Genomic DNA, 20,652 nt, shown 5'->3' with positions numbered 1-20,652 from the left:
ATCACCTCTTCTTTTCCACCCATTCGTACGCCCGCAGCGCGACCTCCAAACAAATGCGCTGGTGCGGCTCCAAAAAATTGTCCCCGATCAGCGAGCGAATTTTATCCAGCCGATGGTACAGTGTTTGACGGTGAATAAACAGCGCCTCCGCCGTCTCTTGCTTCGACGCGTTGTGATCCAGCAGGACACGCAGCGTCTGCAACAGCTGGCTGTTGTACTCCTGGTCATGCCGGATCAGCGGGCCGAGATAATCGGTGATGAACGACTGCAGCGCCTGACTGCTTTGGACGTGCATCAGCAAGCGGTATACGCCGAGATCGTCAAAAAACGGACTGCCGAGATCGGTGCGGATGGACAGCACCTGCTCCGCCTCCTGAAAATGGCGGTACACGTCGGCATAGCGGTCGGACGGGCGGCTGATCCCGTACAGCAGCACATCGTCGCGCCCGAGCGCCTGGGAGCAGATCCCTTCCAGCTCTTTGAATGCATCCGCAACCATTTCGCGCGGCGCTTCCAGGGGCTGCTTTTCGATCAGCAAAAGATAGAGCCGGTGCCCTTTGATGCGCAGAAGGGAGCGGAAGCCTTTGCGCAGCAGGACGGAGCGGATCACCCCGGTCAAATCGTGAAACGGCGACTCGGCCACCGCATCGTACCGCATTTTCCCCCAGCTGACTTCCATCATCGCGGCATAGTAGGTGGCGATTTTTTTTGTCGGACGAATGCCCAGCAACCCGCGAATCTGTTCCTCCTGCTTGTACCGGTCTGCCAGCAGATCGTCAAACAGGCGGTTCTGGCTGTCCAGCGAACGCTCCTCGGAAAACATTTTGCGCATGAGGATTTGCGCCATTGCGGTGGCGGTATAGTCCAACGTGAGATGCAAAAATTCCTCTGGCTCCCGTTTATACAAAACAATGCCCAAGTAACCGAGAACATGACCCATCAGCTGTATCGGCTGATACATGACCTGCTCGTTTTCCGCAAAGTCGAACAGGCCATGCTCTTTTTCCGAAAATTTGCCGGAGGAAAGGGCGGCTGCGAGCTGCCCGGTCAACTGCTCCTGCAATGCTTTCGACCGCTCCGGCGCGTAAATCGGCGCCTCCTCCACCGGCATAAAAAAGACGGTCTCGTGGACGTGCGCCTGCAAATGGTTCAACAGCTTGGGAATCCCTTGCGCCTGCAACGTGAGCTGCTGCAAGCCGCGCGAATAGGCTTCCAGCTTGCGCAGCGCTTCCGTCTGGCGGCTGACGATCAGCTCATGCAGATCAAGCGTAATGTCGACAAAGCGGACAGGCTGGTGGAACACGATCAAGGGAAACTGGTTCTGTTCGGCGAGTTCCAGCATGTCCGACGGAATGTGGGGCACATAGGAGCCAAGCTCGATGCACAAGCCGACCGCTTTGCGGTTGATCAGCTCATGCAAGTAATCGAGACGTTTGTCCGTGTCCTCCCCGAATCCCACGCCGGTCGAGAGGATCAGTTCGCCGCCGTTCAAAAAATGGGCGTTGGCTGCTGCTTCAAGAATATGGACCCAGCGGATCGGGTGGGTGAGACCTCTCTTTCCCGCAACGACTTCGGCGTGCGCGAAAACCGGCCGCTGAATGACTTCTGCGATGGTTAAACTCCAATTGCCCGTCAAGAAATATGCAAACCTCCAAATCGACATTTTGTATGATACATTATGACAAAAGCGCGACAGTCCGTCTAGTGAAGCAAGTGAAAATCTTCTGATAAAATAAAAGCATACAAAACCAAAGGAAAAAGCGTGCGTTCATCGAAATGGTGAGCACAGGCAATTGTTGCAATTGCCTGACAATGAACCGGAAAACGCGCTGTTTTTCGAAAAAAAGGAGCGGAATCAATGAGTTCAACCATGTTTGAGAAAAAGTTGAAAAACTATATTGGCGGTGAATGGGTGGAAGCGGTTACAACCCAGTACGCGGATGTGCCGAATCCGGCAACGGAAGAAGTGTTGTCTCAAGTTCCGCTCTCCAGCAAGGAAGATGTGGCACGCGCCGTAGCGGCAGCGAAAGCGGCGTTCCCGGCGTGGAGTGCGACGCCGGTCATCGAGCGTGCGCGGATCATGTTCAACTTCCAGCAGCTGCTGTTCAAGCATCAGGATGAGCTGGCACAGATCGTAACGCTCGAAAACGGCAAAAACTTGCCGGAAGCGGCAGCGGAACTTTTGCGCGGCATTGAAATGGTCGAGTTCGCGGCTGGCATGCCGACATTGATGATGGGCGATACCGTCCCGAACATCGCGCGCAACATTGACAGCTATACCTTGAAATTCCCGCTGGGCGTAGTGGCTGGCATCGTGCCATTCAACTTCCCGGTGATGGTGCCGATGTGGATGTTCCCGATCGCGATCGCAGCGGGCAACTGTTTCGTCCTGAAGCCATCGGAGCGTACGCCGCTTGCGAGCGCGCGCGTTGCCGAGCTTTTGAAAGAAGCGGGATTGCCGGATGGCGTCTTCAACATCGTCAACGGGGCGCACGATGTCGTCAACGGCATTCTGGAGCATCCGGACATCAAAGCGGTCTCCTTCGTCGGCTCGCAACCGGTCGCCGAATATGTGTATAAAACAGCAGCTGCCAACGGCAAGCGCGTACAAGCGCTGGCAGGGGCGAAAAACCACCATCTTGTACTGGCGGACGCCGATTTGCGCCGCGCAGCCAAAACGATTGTCAGCGCCGCTTTCGGGTGCGCAGGCGAACGCTGCATGGCAGCGAGCGCAGTTGTGGTGGACGATTCCGTTGCCGATGAATTCGTGCAATATTTGATTGAAGAATCCGATGCGCTCAAAATGGGCGATGGCATGATCGCAGGCAACGATCTCGGCCCTGTCATCCGCTCCGAGCATTTGAATAAAGTGCATGGCTATATCGACCGCGGTCTGGAAAGCGGCGCGCAGCTTGTGCGCGATGGACGCAAAGATGCGGAAGCGCTGCCTGCTGGCTACTTCCTCGGCCCAACCATTTTTGACAAAGCCGACGCCGAAATGGTCATCGTGCGCGACGAAATTTTCGCACCGGTTCTGTCTGTCATGCGTGTCAGCGGCTTTGAAGAAGGGCTTGACGTCATCAGCAAATCCCGTTTCGGCAACGGTGCATGCGTATATACAAACAGCGGGCGCTATGGCCGCGAGTTCGTGCAGCGCGTCGAGGCCGGCATGGTCGGCGTAAACGTGGGTGTGCCTGCACCGATGGGCTTCTTTGCCTTCTCCGGCTGGAAGCAATCGTTCTACGGCGATCTGCATGCGAACGGCAAAGACGGCGTGGAATTTTTCACGAAAAAGAAAACCGTTACCGAGCGCTGGTTCGATCAAGGCGACCAATCGATCGGCTCGCAAAAAGTGTTCGTAAAATAATCGAAATGATTGAGGAGGGCACCGCCCATGTCCATGGAAAACCAAACCATTCCAGAGCTGAACAAAGAGGAATTGCTTGAAAAAGACCGGGAACACATGTGGCATCACATGTCCGTCTACAACCCGAACCCGATGATCGCGACAGAGGCGAAGGGCTCGTGGGTGACGGACATTGACGGCAACCGCTATCTGGATGCCATGTCCGGCTTGTGGTGCGTCAATATCGGCTATGGCCGCGAAGAACTGGCAGACGCGGCAGCCGAGCAGCTGAAAAAAATGGCCTACTTCCCGCTGTCCAACAGCCACGTGCCAGCGATCGAGCTGGCGGACAAGATCAGCGAATGGCTGGGCGGTGAGTACCGTGTCTTCTTTTCCAACAGCGGCTCGGAAGCGAATGAAGTGGCATTTAAGCTGGCACGTCAATACCATCATCAAAATGGCGAGCCAGGCCGCTACAAATTCATTTCTCGCCATCGTGCCTACCATGGCAACACGATGGGGGCGCTCGCCGCTACAGGCCAGGCTGTCCGCAAGCAAAAATACGAGCCGCTGGCACCAGGCTTCCTGCATGTGCACCCGCCCTATTGCTACCGCTGCCCGTTTGGCAAAACGGAAGATTCGTGCGGCATGGCTTGTGCGACCTTGTACGATGACGTCATCACATGGGAAGGCGCTGGCACCGTAGCAGCCGTCATCATGGAGCCGGCGATTACAGGCGGAGGCGTGATCGTGCCGCCAGCAGGCTATATGCAGAAGGTGCGCGAAATTTGCGACAAGCACGGCGTCTTGATGATCGTCGACGAGGTGATTTGCGGCGTGGGCCGATCCGGCAAAAACTTCGGCCACCAAAACTTTGGCGTCCAGCCAGACATCATCACGATGGCAAAAGGGATCACGAGCGGCTACTTGCCTTTGTCTGCGACGGCCGTTCGCAAAGAGATCGCGGACAAATTCAATGAACCGGGCTTCAATCAGCATTTCCGTCATGTCAACACATTCGGCGGCAACCCAGCCTCGTGTGCGCTCGCTGTGAAAAACATGGAGCTGCTTGAGAAAGAAGGCCTGGTGCAGCGGGCGGAAGAGCTAGGCAAAGAGCTGCGCCAAAAGCTCTCCATCTTGGAAGACCATAAGTATGTCGGCGATATCCGCAGCTTCGGATTCCTCGCCGGCTTGGAAATGGTAGAAGATCGCGGCACGAAAGAACCGGCAGCGGTTGAAAAAGTGACACAAGTGATCGTCGAGTGCAAAAAACGCGGGCTGATCATCGGCCGCAACGGAGATACGGTACCTGGCTTTAACAATGTCCTGACACTGTCCCCGCCGTTTTCCACCACGTCTGAAGAGCTTGATTTCATCGTAAATACGCTGAAAGAGGCGTTTGATACGCTGCAATAAGAAAACGAGTGCAATCCTCTGCCTTCTTTTGGCGGGGGATTTTTTATTGCAAATCGTCCTGATTTCATACGATTGTATGACTTGTATTGTATGGATTTTGGACGAATCAAACGAATAACAGTTCAAATAGCAGCGAGTGTTTACCTCTCTACCGAATGGCAGGATTGTTGCAAGAGAAGTGAGACATCGATCCATCGAATAAAAAGGAGGCAGTTACATGGCACGTGCGAACATCATCGGGGTGGGGATGGTCCCGTTCAAAAAGCCTGGACAACAGGAACCATATGAAGTCATGGCAGCGAAGGCGGTGCAGCATGCGCTTGCGGACGCGCAGATTGACTATCGCGACATCGAGCAGGCGTATGCCAGTTATGTGTACGGGGACAGCACATGCGGGCAGACCGCGCTGTACCGGATCGGCTTAACCGGCATTCCCATCATCAATGTGAATAACAACTGTTCATCCGGAGCGACCGCCTTGTTTTTGGCCCGCCAAGCCGTTGAGTCGGGCGCGGCAGACTGTGTCCTTGCCTTTGGCTTCGAAGAAATGAAGCCCGGCGCCCTCGGTTCGGTCTGGAATGACCGCACTTCGCCATTTCAATCATTTTTGAGCCAACTCGATGCGCTTGCGCCGGATACGCCGGAAGCGCCGCTCGCTCCGCGTCTGTTTGGTGCAGCAGGAAAAAGCTATGTGGAAACGTACGGAGCCAGTCCCGACATATTTGCCCACGTCGCCGTAAAGACGCGTGCACATGCAGCGCATAACCCTTATGCGATTTTTCGCGATCCGCTCACAGTGGAGGAAGTGCTGGCGTCTCCACTGTTATTTCCGCACTTGAACCGTCTGTGCGCATGCCCGCCATCCTGCGGGGCAGCGGCGGCAGTCGTTTGCAGTGACGCGTTTGTCCGCAAGCATGGCGGAAGCGGCGCTGTACAAATCGTCGCCCAGGCGATGACGACGGATACAGGGGCGATGAGCGAGAATCCGATGAATCTCGTCGGTTATGACATGGCCCGCAGAGCGGCCCACAAAGCATACGAGCAGGCTGGTTTCGGACCCGAGTCGGTACAGGTCGTCGAGCTGCACGATTGCTTCACCCCAAACGAGGTAATTTCGTACGAGGCGCTCGGTCTCTGTCCGGAAGGCGGAGCCGAGGCGTTGATTCGGGAGCGGAATAACACGTATGGTGGCAAATATGTGGTCAATCCGTCGGGAGGCTTGATGTCAAAAGGACATCCGCTCGGAGCGACCGGCCTGGCCCAGTGTGCAGAGCTTGTTTGGCAGCTGCGCGCTCAAGCGGGGGAGCGCCAGGTGGCAGATGCAATCATCGCGCTGCAGCATAACCTCGGCCTTGGCGGCGCGTGCGTCGTCACAATCTATCAAAAACCGTAGGGAAGTACGCGAGCTGTACTTTCGCTTTCCCGGCTTTTCGTCGTATGGTAAGGTAAAAGCAGGAAAAGTAGAAAGAAGGTTCTTGCAAAAATGGAATTTGCGACCGGTTATGCCAGCCAACATGAATGGCGTGAAAAGCTGTACCCGCTCTTTGAAAAAGTGTTTGGATTGGATGCCACCTTGCTGGCAGATTTTTATCAACGCGGCTTTTGGGACCCCACCTACACCCCCGTCACTTTTTTCGATCAAGGGAACGCGATTGCCAATGCCTCTTTTTTCGTCACGCCGATGATGTTCGACGGCAAGCGGATGGAAGCGGCATGCATCCAATCGGTTATGACAGATCCGGCCTATCGCGGCCAGGGGCTGATGAAACGGCTGATGGCGGAGATGCTCAAGCAGATCGATGCGGCACATCAGTGGACGTTTTTGTTCACGTCGTCACCGGAACTGTATGTGCCGTTTGGTTTTGAAGTCGTTTCTCATCATCGCTGGAAGGCGGCGAATCCGTATCTGTCCCAAGGGAGGAAAGCAGAGACCGGGCTTGTGCGTCTATCGATTTTTTCCGAGTCGGATGCTGCCCTCATCCGCGCTTGCTTCGACAAGCAAACGGCGCTATCGCACGCCTTCGCACCGATTGACTATCGATCTTCCTTTTTCCTGAATCTGTATGACCCCGCATGGCAGCAAAAGCTGTACGATGCCCGCGAGCTGGATGCCGTGCTCGTGTTTGAAGTGATTGAGGAAACGCTTCATCTGTACGCCGTCATCGGGCATGCGCAGCCATCGATCGAACGAATTGTCGGCCTGGTCGAAGGGAAGATCGAGCAGGTGGAACTGCATTTTTGTCCCGATCTGTTCGAGGCAGAGCTTGCGTTTACGCCTTTGCCGATCGAAAAAGCGAACAAACTGATGGCGCGCGGGCCGCACTCGCTGCAACAACGTCAACTGGCGTGGCCGCTCATCGCGGAGTTTTGACGCTGGCATCCAGGCGAGTGGCAGAAAAGGAGGGAAGCCGTTGATTTCCGTTCGCGACATCATGACACCGTTAGACAAAGGCTTGCTTGCCACTGACACCCTGGCACAGGCGATCGAATTGATCAAGCGGCTCAAATGGAATACCGTCCCGGTGACGGATGAGGAAGGGCGCCCGATCGGCGCTTTTCCGAAAAGCTCCTTATACCAGATGCTGGTCGAAGGCAAAGAGCTGGAGACGCCGATCTCGGCTTATATCAAAAAAGGGAGCGCATCCACGATTCCGGTGACCATCCGTTATGACGAGCTTGAAGAGATCGTCTGGACGAGCCCGGTGGGGACTGGAACGATCGTGGATGAAGAGGGACGCGTTGTCGGGTTGATCACGAAAACGGATGTGATCTTCGCACTCTTCCACAAGACAAGGCTTTTAAAGGAGCAGCTGGAGGAAATTTTGGATACCTCGCAGCTGGGAGCACTGCTGACCGACGAAAACCGGCGGATTCAGTTCGTCAACCGCAGGCTTTGCGCACTTGTCGGGAAATCCGAAGCAGAGCTTTTGCATCGGGATTTGGCGGAGTTTATTCCGCTGCAAGAGCGTGAATGGAGCAACGAGATGCACCGGCCATTGCAGCTGGGCGGACAGCAAATGGTCATCCGCGTTTGTACCTATGAGACCGTGAGCGGAAAAGATGGGCTGATCGCGTTGGTCCAGCCGGTTTCCGAAGTGGAAAAAATCGCGGAGGAACTGGAGACCGCGAAAAAATGGAAAAGCTTGCTGCAAACCGTGATCGACCACGCGTACGACGGCCTTGTGATGATCAATGAGCAGCACGAAATCACCTTCATCAGCCAATCGGTGCTCGAATTGTTTGAGCTTGATGAAAAGAAGGCGGAAGCTGCCAAAATCGATGCGCTTTTGCCGCAGCTCGGGTTAACCAATGTGATGAAAACGGGCATTGCGGATGTCAGCGAGTTCATGGAAGTGAAAGGGATCGCCTATATCATTCACCGGATTCCGGTCTTCCAGGGCGATGAGCTGATCGGCGCGGTTGGAAAAATCGTCTTTCGCCAGCTGAAAGAAGTGCGGGAGCGGTTCCGGCGGTTTGAAAAAAATGAAGAAAAAGACCAGTCCGCCACAACGCAGCTGCGCAAGTCGGAAGGTGCCCGGTTCACATTCGAGCAGATCATGACCCAGGATGAACCGATGCAAAAGGTGATCCGCAGCGTGACGAAGGCGGCAAAAGGGCCGTCGACCATCCTGATCCGTGGGGAGAGCGGGACGGGCAAGGAGCTGTTCGCCCATGCGATCCACAGCAGCAGCTCGCGCAATGCGGGGCCATTCGTCACGGTGAATTGTGCCGCGATTCCCGAGCATTTGCTTGAGTCGGAATTTTTCGGCTATGAAGAAGGCGCTTTTACCGGGGCGAAGCAGAAAGGCAAGCTGGGCAAATTCGATTTGGCCAATGGCGGGACGCTGTTTCTGGATGAAGTAGGCGACATGTCGCTCACGCTGCAGGCAAAGCTGCTGCGCGTATTGCAGGAGAAGGAGTTTTATCGGGTAGGGGGGACGGAGCGGATTCATGTTGACGTGCGGATCATCGCTGCGACCCACCGCTATCTCGAGACGATGGTGGAGCAAGGGCAGTTTCGCGAAGACTTGTTTTACCGGCTGAACGTCATCTCCGTCGAAATTCCGCCGCTGCGCAAACGCAAGGACGACATTCTCCTGCTCGCCCGGTTTTTCATCCAGGAATTAAACAAGCAGAGCGGGACCAGCATCACCGGGCTCGAACCGGGTGTCCAGCGGCTTTTGCAAGAGTATCCCTGGCCTGGCAATGTGCGCGAATTGCGAAACGTGCTGGAGCGGGCGATGATTTTTGCCGAGCACGGCCGGATACAGTTGGAAGATTTGCCGGATTATTTGCTGAAAAAGACGAATGCCGACGAACTCGGGAAGCCGCACGAGCAGCCGGTCAAGCTGATGGAACAAGCCGAACATGCGGCGATCCGTCAGGCGCTTCGCGAGGCGAACGGAAACAAAACGAGGGCGGCACAGCTTTTGGGCATCAGCCGTTCCGTGTTATATGAAAAGCTCCGTCGGCAACAAACAGATGTCCGATAAAACGACAGCATGCTGACGAGGCTGTCTTGAAAGCACACGCTGCAAACCGTCCGGTGCCCGGATTATACGCTCGGATGAAGGATAACGCGGATGGCACACGGATTGCTACTGATCCACGTAACAAACAGGAAGCGAAACGAAGAAAGGAGCATCTTCATGACGGCAACTTATTTGAAAGAAGAGCATCATATGTTTCGCGAATCGCTGCGCAAGTTTTTGGCGATCGAAGCGGTTCCCCATTACGATCAGTGGGAACGGGAGCGCATGATCCCGCGGGAGTTTTGGCGCAAGCTGGGCGAGCAAGGGTTTCTCGGCGCCTGGATCGATGAGGAGTTTGGCGGACTGAATGCGGACTTTGGCTATTCGGTCGTCCTGAATGAGGAATTGGAGCGCGTCGGCACCAGCCTGATCGGTGTCGGGCTGCACAACGATATCGTCGTCCCGTATTTGGACACCTACGGCACCGACTGGCAGAAGCAGCAGTGGCTGCCGCGCTGCATCACGGGAGAGACGATTACAGCGATCGCGATGACGGAGCCGGGGACCGGATCGGATTTGGCGGCGATCAAGACGACGGCCGTCCGGGATGGTGACCACTATATCGTCAACGGCGAGAAAACGTTCATTACGAACGGCATCCATGCCGATCTGATCGTCGTTGCCTGCAAGACGGACACGGCGGTGCGGCCGGCGCACAGAGGCATCAGCCTGCTTGTCGTCGAGCGCGATACCCCAGGCTTTACGCGAGGGAAAAAGCTGGATAAAGTCGGACTGCACGCACAGGATACGGCAGAGCTGATTTTTCAGGATGCGCGCGTTCCGGCAGCCAATCTGCTTGGCGAGGAAGGCAAGGGCTTCTATTATTTGATGGAAAAGCTGCAGCAAGAACGGCTCATTGTCGGCATCTCCGCACAGGTGGCCGCAGAAGAGATGCTGCGCATGACCATCGAGTATGTGAAAAACCGCCGCGCGTTTGGCCAGACGATCAGCCAGTTCCAAAACACGCAGTTTGCCATCGCGGACTTGGCGACAGAAATCGAGATCGGCCGTACGTTTCTCGACGATTTGATCGGCAAGCATATGAATGGTGAACATGTTGTTACACAAGTGTCCATGGCCAAAATGTGGCTGACGGAAATGGCGAAAAAGGTCGCGTCCGAATGCATGCAGCTGCATGGCGGCTACGGCTATATGGAGGAGTACCCGATCGCACGCCGTTACCGCGATATTCCGGTGGCAGCGATCTATGCCGGAACAAACCAGATCATGAAAACGATTATTGCCAAAAACCTCGGGCTATGAGAAGGAGTTGAAACAAATGGAGCGAGATATTACAGCGAAAGTGGGATTTCGCTTTGCGCCGTTCCAATTCGCGATCGAGCGGGGAAAAATCAAAGAATTTGCGCTTGCGATCGGCGATGAGAACCCGATTTATTACAGCGTGGAAGCTGCGCGTGCAGCCGGCTTTCGCGATGTGCCGATTCAGCCGACATTTCCGACGGTGATTGAGATGTGGGCGGGTGCGGATTTCGACGAACTGATCCGGGTGCTTGAGCTGGACCCGATGAAGGTGCTGCATGGCGAGCAGGAATATGAGTATGTGCAGGACATCGTCGCAGGCGATGTGATCACCGGCCAAACCGAGGTTACCCATGCGGCGGTGAAACGCGGCATGTCGTTGATTACCTTGAAGACGACGTTTTCCAACCAAGCGGGCGAGGTTGTGTTGCACGCCACCAGCCTGATTATTGAACGACCTTAAAAGGCAGGAGGATGAATGATGGAGCCATTGCAACCGATCATCAAAAACAAAATCACCCACACCCAGCTGGTGCGGTATGCCGGCGCATCCGGCGACTTCAATCCGATCCATACGGTCGTGCCGATCGGGGAGAAAGCGGGGCTTGGCGGTGTCATCGCACATGGCATGCTCGTGATGGGCTTTGCAGGTCAAGCGCTTGCCCAGTGGTTCCCGCGCCAGCATTTGCGCCGGTTTAACGTGCGTTTTTCCAAAATGACGCGTCCGGGCGAACAGCTGACCGTCTACGGGAGCATCACGGGGGAAGTGGAGCAGGCGGGCGAACGTTTGCTGCAAGGGGAGCTTCAGGTAAAAAATGAACAGGGCGAGGTAAAGCTTAGCGGAACGTTTACGGTCGTCAAACCGGAACAATAGCGAAAACGAAGGGGGAAGGAAAATGGGCATGCTCGACAACCAGGTGGCACTCATTACAGGGGCAGGGCGCGGCGTAGGTCGCGCCGTTGCCGAAATGATGGCGGAACACGGCGCACGCATCGTCGTCTCCGACAAGGATCAAGGTCCGGCGGAAGAAGTGGTGCAAGCGATCAAGGCGAGCGGGGGAGAAGCGATTGCCGTTTGCGGCGATGTGACGGCATCTGAATTTGCTCCCATGATCATAAAAGAAACGGTTGCGTCATTCGGGCAGCTGGATATTTTGGTGAACAATGCAGGCTACACGTGGGATAGCCTGATTCACAAGATGACGGACGATCAATTTCAGAAAATGCTGGACATTCATTTGATCGCCCCATTCCGTCTGATTCGCGAGGCTGCGCCTTATATGCGGGACGCAGGCAAAGCAGATGCCGAGCAGGGCGTCAATCGTTATCGGAAAATTGTGAACGTTACGTCGGTGGCAGGCGTGATGGGCAATGTCGGGCAGGCGAACTACGCCTCGGCAAAGGCAGGCTTGATCGGGCTGACCAAGACGGTGGCGAAAGAATGGGCGGGCTTTCAGGTCAATTGCAATGCCGTTGCATTCGGGCTGATCGACACGCGGCTGACGCAGGCCAAAGAAAAAGGGGAGACCGTGGATGGCGTAGCGGTCGGCATACCGGAAAAAGTGCGGACCATGTTCGAGCAGTCGATTCCGCAAAAGCGGGCAGGACTGGCTGAAGAGGCTGCGCACGGGATCTTTTATCTGGCTTCCCCGCTTTCCAACTATGTGAATGGACAGGTGCTGCACATCAACGGGGGCATGTACACATAATGTCAAAGCGATTTGGTTCATTTCGTTACACGCGCGTATTCATCACATGCTTATGAGAGGGAGATGGGTATGGATATCGGCAGTTGTTTGGCACGGAATGCACGGCGGCATCCAGAGAAAGGGGCGCTCATGTGCGAAGGGCGCACATGGACCTATGCGGAAATGAACGCGGAAGTGAACCGGTTGGCACATGGCCTCGCGCGGCTTGGCGTAACCAAAGGCCAAAAGGTGGCCATGATGATGAAAAACTCCGACTGGTTCGCCATCGCCTTTTATGCGGCTGCCAAGCTTGGAGCGGTGCTGGTCCCGATGAATTTTCGCCTGACAGCTGTGGAGGTTGCCTACATTCTGGAACATTCGGATGCCATGCTGGTCGTTTGTGATGAAGAATATGCGGGGCTGATTGCGTCCGCCGTGCAGGAAGCGCCGTTGGTAAGCGGTGTGGTGGTCGCGGGCGAAAAAATATGCGCTGGGCAGCTCCGGTACAAAGACGTGCTGTCTGACCAGACGCATGATCCTGAAGTTGCACTTGGGGAGCGGGATGATCTGGAAATTTTGTACACGTCCGGTACGACCGGAAAGCCAAAAGGCGTCGTCCTCGATCACCACCGCGTGATGCAGGTGAGCGTGAAGATGATGGCCGAGATGGGGCTTAATCCGAACGACCGGCTGCTCCATCTGGCGCCGCTGTTTCATGCGGCACAGCTGAACCTTTGCTTGCTTACCGGGATATTCCTCGGCTGCGTCAATGTCATCCACCGCGATTTCGATCCACGGGCGGCGCTGGCTGCGATCCATGAGCACCGCATCAGCTTTTTCTTCGGCGTCCCTGCGATGTATAATTTCATGCTGCAGGTGCCGGACCGCGGCCAATACGATTTGTCATCGGTCACGCGCTGCAGCTATGGAGCAGCCCCAATGGCTCCGGCACTGGTCCGTCAAAGCATGGAGCTGTTTGGCACCGACCAGTTTTACAACCTGTGCGGCTTGACAGAAGGCGGTCCGGGCGGGATCGCGCTCAGGCCGGACGGGCACAAGAGTAAGCTGGGCGCGAGCGGTACCGCGATGTTTCTTACCGAAGCGCGTGTCGTTGACGAATACGACCGTGACGTGCCGCCTGGCGTGATCGGCGAGCTGGTCATGCGCGGAGAGACGATCATGAAAGGATACTACAAAAATCCGGAAGCGACTGCGGAGGCGATGCGCGGCGGCTGGCTTCATACCGGGGATTTGGCGGTGATGGACGAGGACGGCTACATGACGCTTGTCGATCGAAAAAAAGACATGATCATCTCCGGCGGCGAAAACATTTACTCCGTGGAAGTGGAGCAAGTGCTCTATTCTCATCCCGCTGTGCTGGAGGCAGCGATCATTGGCGTGCCCGATCCGGTCTGGGGGGAAACGGTAGCGGCGATCATCGTGCCGAAACCGGGGACTACGATCGAACTTTCCGAACTGCAAACGTTTTGCCGCACGTATTTGGCAGGCTACAAAATCCCGCGCGTGCTGCATCTGGTCAAGCAATTGCCGCGCAACGCATCGGGGAAGATTTTGAAATACAAGCTGCGCGATGAGCTTCATGAGAGCGGTTTCACAAATGACGCCATAGGCTAAGCGAATCACAAAGCGGTTTCCGATTCAAACAGCCACTGGAGAGGAGAAACAAGGGATGGAGCAGATCGTTGGGTATGTAGTGGAAAATGGCGTGGCAACGATTACGTTCAATCGCCCGCAGAAAATGAATGCGCTCTCTGCAGAGCTGGTGAGCGCTTTCCAAAGCGCATTGGAGCAGGCAGCTGCCGATCCGCACGTGCGCAGCGTGATTATTACCGGCAGCGGAAAAGCGTTCAGCGCGGGCGGCGATCTTGCCAGCTTTTCCGAGTTGGATGCACTAAAGGGCAAACGCTATTTGCAGCAGGCCCATCGGCTGCTGCTCACACTGCACGGCCTGGAAAAACCGGTCGTCGCTGCGGTGAACGGCTTTGCGACAGGAGCGGGCTTTAACCTTGCACTTGCCTGCGATTTGGTCATTGCGGGAGAAGAGGCCAAATTCGGGCAAGTGTTCGCCAAGGTCGGGCTGATCCCGGATTTTGGCGGCATGTACTTTTTGCCGCGCGTGGTCGGGCTTGCCCGCGCGAAGGAACTGATGTACTCCGGGCGGATCATCACCGCGAAAGAGGCGCATGCATACGGCATCGTGCTGGAGGTGACCGCGCAGGATGAGCTGATGGAGCGGGCCAGGGCAATCGCCGAGTCTTTGGCAGCAGGGCCTGGCGCTGCCTTGGGGATGGCAAAAGCGATCTTGAATCGCAGCCACGAGCTGTCGCTGGAGCAGCTGCTGCATGAGGAAGCAATGGCACAGGGCATCGCGTTTTCCACGAAAGACCATCAGGAAGGCGTCCGCGCCTTTTTTGAGAAGCGTGCGCCCCAATTTACGGGAGAATAGGAAACTAAGAGGTCGGCATGCCTTGCTGGCCTCTTTTTCTTGATTGAAGAATGTAGAATGGGCTGATTTTCCAGTGTACAAAACGAATCGTTGATGTACTATATAGTTAATCAATTTAATTATAAAACAAATTAATGAATCTGCGGTTTATTGAAAGAGGAGATGACCATGATGAACGCGATGGATGAAAAAATCGACCGGCTGCAGACCGCCATCGCCATCTCGATGAAGCGGCTTGGCCATGACATGCTAGAAGAGAGTGAGATCGGGCTGACCCGCCCGCAATACTTCATTTTGCGGATTCTTGCGAAAGAAGGCAAATGTATGGGGAGCGAGCTGGCACACATGCTCGAAGTCAAGCCGAGTGCGATTACGGTGATGATTGACCGGCTGCATAAGCATGGGTACGTGGAGCGGCTGCGTCACGAACATGACCGGCGGGTCGTATTCATTGCATTGACGGACAAGGGGCGGATGACACTCCGTACGACCGATCAAAAACGCAAGGAAATCTTGTCCTGCTATTTGAGCCAGCTTGACGAGAGCGAGCTGGATGCGCTGGTTCGAACGCATGAAAAGCTGGCCGAAATCGTGCTGGCAAAGAAATAAACACGAGGTGAACGCAACGTGAGTGAACAGACAACACAGAATCGACAGAAAAACAGCTGGGTGCTCATTACCGGCTTGCTGGTTGCGATGTTATTCGCAGCCCTGGATAATACGATCGTCGGAACGGCGATGCCGCGCATTGTCGGCGAACTGGGCGGATTGGCCGTCATGACCTGGCTGACGACGGCGTACATGTTAACCTCGACCGCAGTCGTGCCGATCGCCGGGAAGCTGGCTGACATGATCGGGCGCAAAACCGTTTATGTGACGGGTCTGGTGATTTTCATCGCCGGGTCTGCGCTTTGCGGGATGGCGGATACGATGACACAGCTGATCGTTTACCGGGGGATTCAAGGGATCGGCGGGGGCGTCATGATGCCGATGGCGATGATCATCATCGGCGATATTTTTACCGGTGAGCAACGTGCGAAATGGCAAGGTGTCTTTGGTGCCGTATTCGGCCTTTCCTCCATCGTCGGGCCGCAGGTTGGCGGATGGATCGTCGATTCGTTCAACTGGCGCTGGGTGTTTTACATCAATTTGCCGGTCGGCATCCTGGCGACCGTGCTGATTTTCCTGGGATTGAAAAACCGCCGCGTCGACGGACCGATCAAGCTGGATATCGCCGGCATGTTTACGATGATCGCGGGTGTCGTCAGCCTGCTTTTGGCACTGACCTTTGGCGGCAAAGAATATCCATGGCTCTCCTGGCAAATCATCGGCCTGTTCGCGCTGGCGGCTGTATTCCTGGCGGCGTTTGTACGGGTTGAATCGCGGGCGAGCGAACCGATTTTACCGCTTCATTTGTTCCGTAACAAAGCGTTTGCCGTGCTGAACGGGATCGGGTTTTTGATGTCGATCGGCATGTTCGGGGCCATCATGTTCGTGCCGTTTTTCATGCAGGGAATCATCGGCATGAGCCCGTCCGAATCAGGCACGATGATGCTGCCGCTGATGCTTTCGATGATGGTCACAAGCATTCTCGGCGGGCGGTTTGTCCGCAAAGTCGGAATCCGCAAGCAAATCATGTTCGGTATGGTATTGATGGGCATCGGGTTTGTTCTCCTGTCCATGATGAATCTGGATACGACCCAATTCGTCGCAGCAGCCAATCTGGTCGTCTTAGGGCTTGGAATGGGTCTGGTCATGCCAGTCATTACGCTGGCGCTGCAAGAAAGTTTTCCGAAATCCGAGCTTGGCGTCGTGACGTCCTCGAGCCAGTTTTTCCGTCAAATCGGAGGAACGTTCGGGATGACCATTTTGGGTGCGGTCATGAATGCGCGTTCTGCAAACTTGCTGAACGAGCAGCTTGTTCCGAAACTGGAGGCGCTGCCAGCGCAAGCGCATGGCATCGCGCAGCAGCTTGAAGGCATGATCGCGCAATCTCCGCAAGGTCTGTACTCCATGCTGCTCAGCCCGGAAGCGATGGCGAAAATTCCGGCACCGATCCAGCAAACCATCGTGCCGACGCTTCAGTCGACATTGGTGGAAACGTTGAGCCACGTATATTTGTACGGTCTGGGTTTCATTGCGTTCGGGATTGTGCTCACCTTCTTCCTTGGCACGATCAAGCTTTCCGCTGCCAAAGGAAAAGCGGAGCAGGGGGAAGGGACGGACATCAAGGCGGTTGCCAATCCGGTAAACGCGAAATAAATGGAACAGACGAAAAGGGGGGCTGTCCAAAAAGGGCAAATCGGCGAAAATTCAAAAACCAGAAACATTGATTTATCAACGTTTTCGAACGGCAAAAGGGGCGTCTCCAAGTCGAAAAACCGACTTTTGAGACAGCCCCTTCTTTTCAAATTTTTTGTTGAAAAAAGAGGGTAAGTATGGTAGATTCAATTTGTAAGAAACATGCGGTCGTGGCGGAATTGGCAGACGCGCTAGATTCAGGTTCTAGTGGTGGCAACACCGTGGAGGTTCAAGTCCTCTCGACCGCACCAATGTAAAAATCAAACCCTCCTGACGCGTTCAGAAGGGTTTTTTGTTTTGTGACAGCTTATCGCAGCGCCCGCTTGATCAAGCCCTCCAGCCATTTCCACGGAAGCAGCGCCTTTGCCGCCAGGAGCAGCCGCGTGCCTTTGCCCATCGTGTAGCGCAGGCGCGGCGCGGGTGTTTCTGCCGCTTTTACAATCGCCTCAACCACCTCGCGCGGATCGGCAGCGGTTTCGGCGGTTTTGCGGGAGTAGGCGAGAACGGTGTCCATCATGGCACGATACGGGGAGTCGGCCGCAACCTCCATGCCGTTGAAGCCTTTTTGCCAAATGCTCGTGTTGTAGGCGCCCGGCTCAATCAGCACGACATGAATCCCGAAGGGCAAAAGCTCCATCCGCAACGATTCGCTGAAGCCTTCGACGGCGAATTTGGAGGAAGCATAAGGGGCGTACCCGGGCAAGCCGATCCGCCCGCTGACACTGCTGATGTTGATGATCGTGCCTGTGCGCTGCTTGCGCATGTAGGGGAGCACGGCTTGTGTCACGCTGATCAGGCCGAACAAGTTCGTCTCAAACTGGTGCCGCCAGGAATCGAGCGGAATCTCCTCAATCGCGCCGCCCAAGGCATAACCGGCATTGTTGACCAGTATATCGATCCGCCCGTATCGGTTGATCGTTTCCTCGACAGCTCGCTGGATCGTGGCCGGAACGGTGACATCTACCTCGAGATAATCAAGGCGGGATTGGAGCTTCTGCTCCTCGGCAGCAGCCTGCAATGAGGTACGGCCCGCCAAATTCCGCATGGTTGCCATCACGCGATACCCCCGACGGGCAAAGGCGAGGGCCGCGCCCATTCCGAATCCACTGGCAGCGCCTGTGATGAACACGATTTTATCTGTTGCTGGTTGCTGCATAACTTCCTCCCCGAGTGTCTTTTCACTTACTTTTTAATAGTTGATTGCAAAATGATAGCTAAGGCTGTATGATAGAAAAAACTGATTCTACACCGTACAGGAAAAATTCAGCCGAAGGCAGCAGGTTTCAAGACGCTGCCGGCTTTTGAAGGAGAAGATGCCATGATTATCGATATTTATCAGGACACGATTTGTCCGTGGTGCCGCATCGGCAAAAAAAATCTCTTTGATGCGATTGCACAGTGGCAGGGAGAGCCGATCACGGTACGGTACCGCTCGTTTATCCTTGATCCGCATGCGCCGAAGGAAGGGTACCCGTTCCGTGAAGCGATGGCCAAAATCGCGGGCGGCCCTGACGGCGTCGATCGGATTTTGGAGCATGTGACGCAAGCGGGCGAGCGAGTTGGCGTGCCGTTCCGTTTTGATCGGGTCGAATTCAAACCGAATACCCTCTTGTCCCACAATCTTATTAAAGTAACACCGGAAGCACAGCAAACGCAAATGGTCGATGCCATCTATCGCGCGTATTTTGAAGATGGTCAGGACATCGGCAATCTGGACGTTTTGGTAACCATCGCCCGGGAGCAAGGCTTCGATCCGGAAACGGTCCGGGTTCAAGTGGCCAACGAAGCGAAGCAAAAAGAGATTGAAGCAGACCTCCATCTGGCGCGCGAGCTGCAAATTACCGGCGTTCCGTTTTTCGTCATCGATGAAAAGCTGGCTCTTTCCGGCGCGCATCCTGTGGAAAACTTTTTGAAGGCTTTTGAGCAGGCAGCCTTGACAGAGCAAGCGTAATGGTACAAAAGAAGGTGCAGAGCATGGCGTGCATCTTCTTTTTTATCTCGATTTGAAAATACGAGACATGCCGTGCAAAATCCTTTTTCTCATCCATGCTAGAACCGCATTGTTTTCGGGCATGTTCCGCTTCTCATCCGCATAGGTTGTACGGACAAGCGCATGACCTGTCAGGCGAAAACGAATGCGAAGCGAGGGATGAGCGATGAAAAAAATCATTCGTGGAGGAACGGTCGTCACTGCCTCCGATACGTACCAAGCGGATGTCCTGATCGATCAGGAAAAAGTGATCGCGATCGGCGAGAGCCTCGATGCGGAAGGGGCGGAAATCATCGATGCCGCGCATTGCTACTTGTTTCCCGGCGGCATCGATCCGCACACGCATTTATCCATGCCGTTTGGCGGAACGATGACATCGGATGACTTTACAACAGGCACGATTGCGGCGGCTTTTGGCGGTACGACGTCGATCCTCGATTTTTGCCTGTCGAGCAAGGGGCAAACCTTGCAGGAAGCGATCGGGATCTGGCATGAAAAGTCACGGGGCAAAGCCGTCATCGATTATGGCTTCCATTTGATGATCGCAGAGGCGAACGATGCGATTCTCGAGGAGCTTGGCAGCGTGGTCGAACACGAGGGCATCACGTCTCTGAAAGTATTCATGGCGTACAAAAATGTGCTGCAAGCCGATGATGAGACGTTGTTCAAAACGTTGATCCGGGCGAAAGAAATCGGTGCGCTTGTGCAAGTTCACGCCGAGAACGGGGATGTCATCGATTATTTGACGCAAAAGGCGATCGCAGCCGGACACACGGAGCCGATCTACCATGCGTTGACCCGTCCGCCTGAGGCCGAAGGGGAAGCGACAGGCCGCGCGATCGCGCTGACGGCCCTTGCGGATGCGCAGCTGTACGTCGTCCATGTGTCTTGTGCCCAAGCGGTCCAACGCATCGCGGAAGCGCGGGAAAAAGGCTGGAACATTTATGGCGAGACGTGCCCGCAATATTTGGTCCTCGATATTCATGAGCTGGAACGTCCGGATTTTGCCGGCGCCAAATATGTCTGGTCGCCGCCGCTGCGTGAAGCATGGCACCAGGAGACGCTTTGGAGCGCACTTGCCAGCGGGATTTTGCAAACGGTAGGATCGGATCATTGTCCGTTCAACTTTGTCGGGCAGAAGGAGCTTGGTCGCGAAGATTTTCGCAAAATTCCGAATGGCGGACCGATCATCGAGGACCGATTCGGCATCCTGTTCTCGGAAGGCGTACATGCCGGTCGCATCAGTCTGAACCAGTTCGTCGACGTCACCTCGACAAAAGCAGCCAAGCTGTTTGGCCTCTTCCCCAAAAAAGGTACGATCGCCATCGGCTCCGATGCGGACATCGTCATTTTCGATCCGAAGGCGACGCGCGTCGTTTCCGCAAACACGCACCACATGAATGTGGATTACAATCCGTTTGAGGGGATGAAGCTGCAGGGAGATGTCGTCTCCGTCCTGTCACGCGGCAATTTTGTCATACGTGAACGCCAGTATGTCGGCTCGACAGGTGCCGGACAGTATCTCCATCGGAAACGATTCGCCAGGCCATAATGAAGATAAATTGGGACAAAATCCGTGGCAAAACGCAGGAATGCGTGCGCCCGGATTTAAGTGAAGATTCCGATCGGGAAACGAGAAAAGCCAACTTTTC

At 55.2% G+C, this 20,652-nt stretch carries 17 protein-coding genes and 1 tRNA gene; 16 read left to right on the top strand and 2 right to left on the bottom strand.

From position 1 onward, the window contains the following. Position 1: 1 nt before the first annotated feature. Positions 2-1,636, bottom strand: coding sequence for a PucR family transcriptional regulator (locus tag ACTID9_RS16170; protein ID WP_441065553.1), 1,635 nt, complete (start codon positions 1,634-1,636; stop codon positions 2-4). Positions 1,637-1,858: 222 nt separating this feature from the next. On the opposite strand from ACTID9_RS16170, the gene ACTID9_RS16165 reads away from it, so the two are divergent. The 14 genes from ACTID9_RS16165 to ACTID9_RS16100 all read left to right on the top strand — a co-directional run bounded on the left by ACTID9_RS16165 (position 1,859) and on the right by ACTID9_RS16100 (position 17,261). Next, complete coding sequence (locus tag ACTID9_RS16165; RefSeq protein WP_441065551.1) at positions 1,859-3,367, top strand: CoA-acylating methylmalonate-semialdehyde dehydrogenase; 1,509 nt, start codon at positions 1,859-1,861, stop codon at positions 3,365-3,367. A gap of 27 nt (positions 3,368-3,394) precedes the next feature. Then, entirely contained in the window at positions 3,395-4,762 is a 1,368-nt protein-coding gene (locus ACTID9_RS16160) for an aspartate aminotransferase family protein (RefSeq protein WP_441065549.1), read from the top strand. A gap of 217 nt (positions 4,763-4,979) precedes the next feature. Further along, positions 4,980-6,155, top strand: coding sequence for a lipid-transfer protein (locus tag ACTID9_RS16155; RefSeq protein ID WP_441065547.1), 1,176 nt, complete (start codon positions 4,980-4,982; stop codon positions 6,153-6,155). Between the two features lie 90 nt (positions 6,156-6,245). Continuing rightward, positions 6,246-7,133, top strand: coding sequence for a GNAT family N-acetyltransferase (locus ACTID9_RS16150; protein ID WP_441065546.1), 888 nt, complete (start codon positions 6,246-6,248; stop codon positions 7,131-7,133). A gap of 40 nt (positions 7,134-7,173) precedes the next feature. Beyond that, positions 7,174-9,255, top strand: a complete 2,082-nt coding sequence (locus ACTID9_RS16145) for a sigma 54-interacting transcriptional regulator (protein ID WP_441065544.1) — start codon at positions 7,174-7,176, stop codon at positions 9,253-9,255. 156 nt (positions 9,256-9,411) lie between these two features. After that, entirely contained in the window at positions 9,412-10,557 is a 1,146-nt protein-coding gene (locus ACTID9_RS16140; protein ID WP_441065542.1) for an acyl-CoA dehydrogenase family protein, read from the top strand. Between the two features lie 16 nt (positions 10,558-10,573). After that, positions 10,574-11,017, top strand: coding sequence for a MaoC family dehydratase N-terminal domain-containing protein (locus ACTID9_RS16135; protein ID WP_441065540.1), 444 nt, complete (start codon positions 10,574-10,576; stop codon positions 11,015-11,017). Between the two features lie 15 nt (positions 11,018-11,032). After that, positions 11,033-11,428, top strand: coding sequence for a MaoC/PaaZ C-terminal domain-containing protein (locus tag ACTID9_RS16130; RefSeq protein WP_441065538.1), 396 nt, complete (start codon positions 11,033-11,035; stop codon positions 11,426-11,428). A 22-nt stretch (positions 11,429-11,450) separates the two neighbouring features. Further along, positions 11,451-12,263 (top strand): SDR family NAD(P)-dependent oxidoreductase, encoded by an 813-nt coding sequence (locus ACTID9_RS16125; protein WP_441065537.1) that lies wholly within the window; start codon positions 11,451-11,453, stop codon positions 12,261-12,263. A gap of 69 nt (positions 12,264-12,332) precedes the next feature. Beyond that, positions 12,333-13,877 carry a long-chain-fatty-acid--CoA ligase gene (locus ACTID9_RS16120; RefSeq protein WP_441065535.1) on the top strand — a complete coding sequence of 515 codons (1,545 nt, stop codon included), beginning with the start codon at positions 12,333-12,335 and terminating at the stop codon, positions 13,875-13,877. 55 nt (positions 13,878-13,932) lie between these two features. Beyond that, positions 13,933-14,709: an enoyl-CoA hydratase/isomerase family protein gene (locus tag ACTID9_RS16115; protein ID WP_441065534.1), complete on the top strand. Its 777-nt coding sequence runs from the start codon at positions 13,933-13,935 to the stop codon at positions 14,707-14,709. Between the two features lie 168 nt (positions 14,710-14,877). Further along, entirely contained in the window at positions 14,878-15,318 is a 441-nt protein-coding gene (locus ACTID9_RS16110; protein WP_441065532.1) for a MarR family winged helix-turn-helix transcriptional regulator, read from the top strand. A gap of 18 nt (positions 15,319-15,336) precedes the next feature. Continuing rightward, positions 15,337-16,971, top strand: coding sequence for an MDR family MFS transporter (locus ACTID9_RS16105; protein WP_441065530.1), 1,635 nt, complete (start codon positions 15,337-15,339; stop codon positions 16,969-16,971). 203 nt (positions 16,972-17,174) lie between these two features. Further along, positions 17,175-17,261 (top strand) — tRNA-Leu (locus tag ACTID9_RS16100). A 56-nt stretch (positions 17,262-17,317) separates the two neighbouring features. Here ACTID9_RS16100 and ACTID9_RS16095 read toward each other — a convergent pair. Then, complete coding sequence (locus tag ACTID9_RS16095) at positions 17,318-18,166, bottom strand: SDR family oxidoreductase (RefSeq protein ID WP_441065529.1); 849 nt, start codon at positions 18,164-18,166, stop codon at positions 17,318-17,320. Positions 18,167-18,328: 162 nt separating this feature from the next. On the opposite strand from ACTID9_RS16095, the gene ACTID9_RS16090 reads away from it, so the two are divergent. Then, the gene (locus ACTID9_RS16090) at positions 18,329-18,961 is read left to right on the top strand and encodes a DsbA family oxidoreductase (RefSeq protein WP_441065527.1); all 633 of its coding nucleotides are present in this window, start codon (positions 18,329-18,331) and stop codon (positions 18,959-18,961) included. 205 nt (positions 18,962-19,166) lie between these two features. Then, positions 19,167-20,552 carry a dihydropyrimidinase gene (hydA, locus tag ACTID9_RS16085; RefSeq protein WP_441065525.1) on the top strand — a complete coding sequence of 462 codons (1,386 nt, stop codon included), beginning with the start codon at positions 19,167-19,169 and terminating at the stop codon, positions 20,550-20,552. Positions 20,553-20,652 lie beyond the last annotated feature (100 nt).

The organism is Brevibacillus fluminis (assembly GCF_052072235.1).
GTDB lineage: Bacteria > Bacillota > Bacilli > Brevibacillales > Brevibacillaceae > Brevibacillus_D > Brevibacillus_D fluminis_A.
The sequence above is the reverse complement of the archived record's forward strand: the minus strand, read 5'-3'. Positions and strand labels throughout refer to the sequence as shown.

Bases quoted from the DNA above. Each gene is read 5' to 3' on its own strand.
- ACTID9_RS16165 (WP_441065551.1), top strand. From the start codon at position 1,859: ATGAGTTCAACCATGTTTGAGAAAAAGTTGAAAAACTATATTGGCGGT.
- ACTID9_RS16160 (WP_441065549.1), top strand. From the start codon at position 3,395: ATGTCCATGGAAAACCAAACCATTCCAGAGCTGAACAAAGAGGAATTG.
- ACTID9_RS16155 (WP_441065547.1), top strand. From the start codon at position 4,980: ATGGCACGTGCGAACATCATCGGGGTGGGGATGGTCCCGTTCAAAAAG.
- ACTID9_RS16150 (WP_441065546.1), top strand. From the start codon at position 6,246: ATGGAATTTGCGACCGGTTATGCCAGCCAACATGAATGGCGTGAAAAG.
- ACTID9_RS16140 (WP_441065542.1), top strand. From the start codon at position 9,412: ATGACGGCAACTTATTTGAAAGAAGAGCATCATATGTTTCGCGAATCG.
- ACTID9_RS16135 (WP_441065540.1), top strand. From the start codon at position 10,574: ATGGAGCGAGATATTACAGCGAAAGTGGGATTTCGCTTTGCGCCGTTC.
- ACTID9_RS16130 (WP_441065538.1), top strand. From the start codon at position 11,033: ATGATGGAGCCATTGCAACCGATCATCAAAAACAAAATCACCCACACC.
- ACTID9_RS16125 (WP_441065537.1), top strand. From the start codon at position 11,451: ATGGGCATGCTCGACAACCAGGTGGCACTCATTACAGGGGCAGGGCGC.
- ACTID9_RS16120 (WP_441065535.1), top strand. From the start codon at position 12,333: ATGGATATCGGCAGTTGTTTGGCACGGAATGCACGGCGGCATCCAGAG.
- ACTID9_RS16115 (WP_441065534.1), top strand. From the start codon at position 13,933: ATGGAGCAGATCGTTGGGTATGTAGTGGAAAATGGCGTGGCAACGATT.
- ACTID9_RS16110 (WP_441065532.1), top strand. From the start codon at position 14,878: ATGATGAACGCGATGGATGAAAAAATCGACCGGCTGCAGACCGCCATC.
- ACTID9_RS16095 (WP_441065529.1), bottom strand. From the start codon at position 18,166: ATGCAGCAACCAGCAACAGATAAAATCGTGTTCATCACAGGCGCTGCC.
- ACTID9_RS16090 (WP_441065527.1), top strand. From the start codon at position 18,329: ATGATTATCGATATTTATCAGGACACGATTTGTCCGTGGTGCCGCATC.
- hydA (WP_441065525.1), top strand. From the start codon at position 19,167: ATGAAAAAAATCATTCGTGGAGGAACGGTCGTCACTGCCTCCGATACG.